Annotated in this window: 3 protein-coding genes and 1 pseudogene; 3 read left to right on the top strand and 1 reads right to left on the bottom strand. The window is 46.2% G+C overall.

Annotated features, from left to right (window positions below):
- Positions 1-1,356: pseudogene (locus tag Q0256_RS03340) on the bottom strand (hypothetical protein); the annotation flags it as partial.
- A 206-nt stretch (positions 1,357-1,562) separates the two neighbouring features.
- Here Q0256_RS03340 and groES point away from each other — a divergent pair.
- From groES to Q0256_RS03355, 3 genes are all read left to right on the top strand, one after another.
- Positions 1,563-1,826, top strand: a complete 264-nt coding sequence (gene groES, locus Q0256_RS03345; protein WP_005871710.1) for a co-chaperone GroES — start codon at positions 1,563-1,565, stop codon at positions 1,824-1,826.
- Between the two features lie 12 nt (positions 1,827-1,838).
- Positions 1,839-3,476, top strand: a complete 1,638-nt coding sequence (gene groL, locus Q0256_RS03350; RefSeq protein WP_297960032.1) for a chaperonin GroEL — start codon at positions 1,839-1,841, stop codon at positions 3,474-3,476.
- A 592-nt stretch (positions 3,477-4,068) separates the two neighbouring features.
- Positions 4,069-4,929, top strand: an 861-nt coding sequence (locus tag Q0256_RS03355; protein ID WP_297960033.1) for a hypothetical protein, incomplete at its 3' end; no start/stop codon positions are given.

Here is a 4,929-nt window from a genome sequence, read left to right on the forward strand (position 1 = left end):
GCTTGGGAAGCTCTTGCCCGTCGCACCGTCTAAAAATTTTTTAAAAATCGCGCCGCTAGCGAGCGAAATTTGCGCCGTGCCGTTGATGCCGTCCTTTAAGCTTAACTTCGCATCGCCGTTTATCGTGCCGTTTCCGATCGCGCTGCCGTAAAACAGAGCCGAAAGCACGGCCAGATTTAGATTGCTCGCTTTAAGCTTTAGATCGCTCAAATTTCCGCTCGCATTCAGGTTGCCGCCCATCGCATTTAGATTTAAACTTAGATTTTTAAGCTCATTTTGCGCTAGAGCCGCGCTAAGCTCGCCGTTTGCCTTGCCCTGCAGCTTCACTCCCAGGACGTTTTGCAGCGCGGCTAGATCGTTTGCGTTTAGCTTTGCGGACAGCTCGCCGTTTTTATTTTTCAGATCGTATTTGGCCTCTGTATCCGCTTTAAGCGCGTCTCTAAACGCCGAAATTTGCGAGTTTGAAAGCTCAAGCGTAGAAAAATCGGTCTTTAAATTTCCGTTTGCTTTAACGTCGCCAGAAATTTTACGCCCGAGCAGGCTTTCGAGCTTCGCTAGATCGGGCAAATTCAGATTAAAATCGGAGTTTAAAGTTTTGTTTTTTAGATCAAATTCCGATTTTTCGGCGCTGATCTTGCCTAGAGTCGAATCGATCTTGCTTGCTGCTCGCAGGATGTCATTTTGCGCCGTGATGTCCGAGTTTAGCGTGATCTGCACGCCCTTTGGGATGGAGATATTCATATCTTTAAACGCAGATTCGTTTAGGATCAAATTTGAACTCTTGATGCTTGCGTTGCCTTCTGCGCCGCCGCTGCTAGCCTTGATATCTGAGAGAACGTCGATATTTCCTTTGGCGTAGATTGGCAGAGAAGCCACGGCAAGGGCTTTTTCGACGTTTAGAGCTTTAGCGTCGATTTGCAGATCAAGCGGTTTGAGGTCTTTTAAATTTGCTAAAAATTTTACGTTGCTATCAAAAATCCGCCCGCTGCCGTTGATGCCGAATTTGTCAAGATCGCCTAAAATTTGCCCTTTGAGGCTTAGTCCTTCGCTCGTTTTTATGCCGAGCTTGGCTAGATCGTGCGCATTTGCGTCGTAGCTAAGATCGAAAGAGCGCGCAAAAAGCGAGTATTTGCCCTTTACGTTTACGTTCGCAGCGTCATTTACGTTGGCGCTGATGTCCAGATCGCCGAAATTTAGATCGAATTTCTCAAGCTTCACGTCAAGGCCGCTTTTTTCTTTGATCAAATTTTCTATGTAAGGCTTAGTAAGATTGTTGCCAAAATCGCTGAAAAATAGGCAGCCCGTGCCTACGATAAGCAGGATTAAAATTCCTGCGATTATGCCGAAAATTTTCATTTCGTCCCCTTAAAAATTTAAAATTTGAGGGTATTATAGCCCTTAAAATTTAACGTTTGAAATCTCAATACTTGAGTTAAAATCACTAAAGTTTTATAAAAATTTTTCATAAACTATTGACAAGATTTTAAATTTTGCATATAATCTTAGCACTCAAACACATTGAGTGCCAATTTTAGAAATCACAAATCAAAGAAAGGACTGAAATGAAATTTCAACCACTTGGCAAGCGCGTTCTAATTGAGCGCGAGGAGGAAACCAAAAAGACCGCTTCGGGCATCATCATCCCCGACAATGCTTCAAAAGAGAAGCCTTCGACCGGCAAAATCGTAGCCGTCGGCAGCGAATGTGAAGGCGTCAAAAATGGCGATACCGTAGCGTTTGCAAAATACGCAGGCAGCGAGATCAGCTTAGACGATAAGAAATACCTTATCTTAAATTTAGAAGACGTTTTAGGCATAATTAAATAAAAAGGATTGAAAATGGCAAAAGAGATTATTTTTTCAGACGACGCAAGAAACAAGCTTTACGCGGGCGTTAGGAAGCTAAACGACGCGGTAAAAGTTACGATGGGACCTCGCGGTCGCAATGTCTTAATCCAAAAAAGCTTCGGCGCTCCGGCGATCACAAAAGACGGCGTAACCGTCGCTAAAGAGATTGAGCTAAAAGATACGCTAGAGAATATGGGCGCTTCTTTGGTGCGCGAAGTAGCGAGTAAAACCAACGATCAGGCAGGCGACGGCACTACTACAGCAACCGTGCTAGCTCATGCGATCTTTAAAGAGGGCCTACGCAACGTAACTGCGGGCGCAAATCCTATCGAGGTTAAACGCGGTATGGATAAATTTAGCGCTGCGATCATCGAGGAGCTAAAAAAATCCTCTAAAAAAGTAAGTGGCAAAAAAGAGATCGCTCAGGTTGCTACGATCTCTGCTAATAACGACAGCGCGGTGGGCGATCTGATCGCAGACGCTATGGAAAGAGTCGGCAAGGACGGCGTTATCACGGTAGAAGAGGCAAAATCGATCAACGATGAGTTAAACGTAGTCGAGGGAATGCAGTTTGACCGCGGCTATCTAAGCCCATATTTCATTACAAATGCCGAGAAAATGCTAGTCGAGCTAAGCTCGCCGCTAGTGCTTCTATTTGACAAAAAAATTACAAATTTAAAAGATCTACTTCCGGTTTTGGAGCAGGTTCAAAAAAGCGGCAAACCGCTTCTAATCATCGCCGAGGATATCGAGGGCGAGGCGCTTGCGACTTTAGTCGTAAATAAACTTCGCGGCGTGCTAAACATCTCCGCGGTCAAAGCCCCAGGATTTGGCGATCGCAGAAAGGCGATGCTTGAAGATATCGCGATTTTAACGGGCGGTACCGTTATCAGCGAGGAGCTTGGTAGAACGCTAGAAAGCGCTTCTATGGCCGATCTCGGACAAGCCGAGCGTATCGTGATCGACAAAGATAACACCACTATTGTAGGCGGCGCGGGCAAGAAAAAAGATATCGACGCGCGCGTTTTGCAGATCAAAGCTCAAATCGCAGAGACTACGAGCGATTACGACAAAGAGAAGCTTCAAGAGCGCATGGCTAAGCTTAGCGGCGGCGTTGCGGTCATCAAGGTGGGCGCTGCGACCGAAACCGAGATGAAAGAGAAAAAAGACCGCGTGGACGACGCTCTAAACGCAACCAAAGCAGCCGTAGACGAGGGTATCGTAATCGGCGGCGGCGCTGCGCTAATCAGAGCTGGACTTAGCGTAAAGCTAGCCTTAAGCGGCGACGAGCTTATCGGTGCGGACATCGTTAAGCGCGCGCTTTTCGCTCCGCTTCGCCAGATCGCAGAGAATGCGGGATTTGACGCAGGCGTTGTAGCAAATAAGGTCGAGCAAGGCTCAGATAAAAAATTTGGCTTCAACGCCGCAAACGGCGAGTATGTCAATATGTTTGAAGCGGGCATCATCGATCCAGTCAAAGTCGAGCGCATCGCGCTTCAAAACGCGGTATCCGTCGCAAGCCTGCTTCTAACGACCGAAGCGACCGTAAGCGAGATCAAAGAGGAGAAACCTGCAATGCCTCCAATGCCTGATATGGGCGGAATGGGCGGCATGGGCGGCATGATGTAGCCCCCATAAGAGCGTCATTCGGCGCTCTTATGCTATTGCAACGGCGCTGTGAGATTTTGCAGCGCCGCGAAATGCTTTATGCGCGGCGATGTTGTAGCTACACGCCGTCAGAATGATATGTATCGCGTTTTGATATGTCTAAGGCGCGGCGATTTATTATGAATTAGCGATTAAGCGGTGTGATTTTTAGTCATTGCTTGATCTGATAAATTTCGTATCTCACCGCAAATTTGCGGTTTTGCCGCATTATCTTTTCTAAATTTAAAAGCTTTATTTGAGCTTACTTTTTACCTTAAATTCCGACTTGCCACTCAAAATTTAAGCGAAGAATTCTAAAGCTTTAAAATTTTTCAGCTATCCCGCCTAAACGCTTACAAAATAAAATTTTGTCGTGGCGTCATATTTTTGTTGTGATAAAATTTTATTGCCAAACAGAATCCTAGCTGCGTAATTTTTAAAGCTTAGCCTTTATCCAGGTTTTTATCTGGCGATATGGCTTTGAGCTGAAATTTCATAGTCTCACTCATTAAATTTAACGCGGCTTAATCTAAGCTTTGCTAAATTTCGCCTAAAATCCATTAAAAGGAAAACGATGAAAAATTTAGCTCGTATCTTTTTAATCGCGTTCATTTTGACGAGCTTCTCTAGCGCTTTTGCCGCGCAGCAAAGCCACAAATCGCCCGCCGCGTTGCAAAACCGTAAATCTAAAATTTCATCTCAAAATCTGCGAGCCAAAGATCATCCGAGTAAAAATACCTCGGTGAAATCCTCTGTTGAGCCACATGCTAAAAAACCTGCAAATGCTAAAAGCCTTTCAAATTCCAAGTTCACAAAAAATACACGTGCATTTGGGAAATCCGCTAAAAATTTCACGCGAAAAAGTGCGAAAAATTTTACTAAAAATCCCGGGCAAAATTTCGCATCGCATTCTGCGAGAAATAAAGCATCTAGGCGCTCAGCTAATCAATCAAGCAGTCAAAATAGAGCTAGTAAGAGTCTAGTCGCGACGCTGATGCGTTTGCCAAAGATCCGTATCTATGAGGACGAGGCGCCAAGCGCTCGCGATACTGCGCAAACTCACGGAGGCGCAGATATGCGGAGAAATACAAGCGCGCAAACTCACGGAGGTGCAGATGATCAGACCGGCAAAATTGTAGACGCACAAGCTCGCAAATTAACGACGACTCAAATTGCACAGCCGCAAGCTCGCTACGGCTATAGTGCAACTCGTTCTGGCGCTATGGGGCATACAGCTGCATCTCATTCGAGCGCCACGAAGTATACGGCTCGTCAAAATGCCCGCGCGCCCTATCTTCCCACATCTGCTCGCTCTAGCCGTGCGATAGGGCACCCTAGCGGTAGCGCGCTTAGTAAGATGTCGTCGCCAAAGCGGGGTAATACGCTAGGGCAAGGTGCTGCGATGCGTTATGATGAGCGTTGGGCGAAGCCCGCT

It is taken from the genome of uncultured Campylobacter sp. (assembly GCF_937949835.1).
Classification (GTDB): Bacteria; Campylobacterota; Campylobacteria; order Campylobacterales; family Campylobacteraceae; genus Campylobacter_B.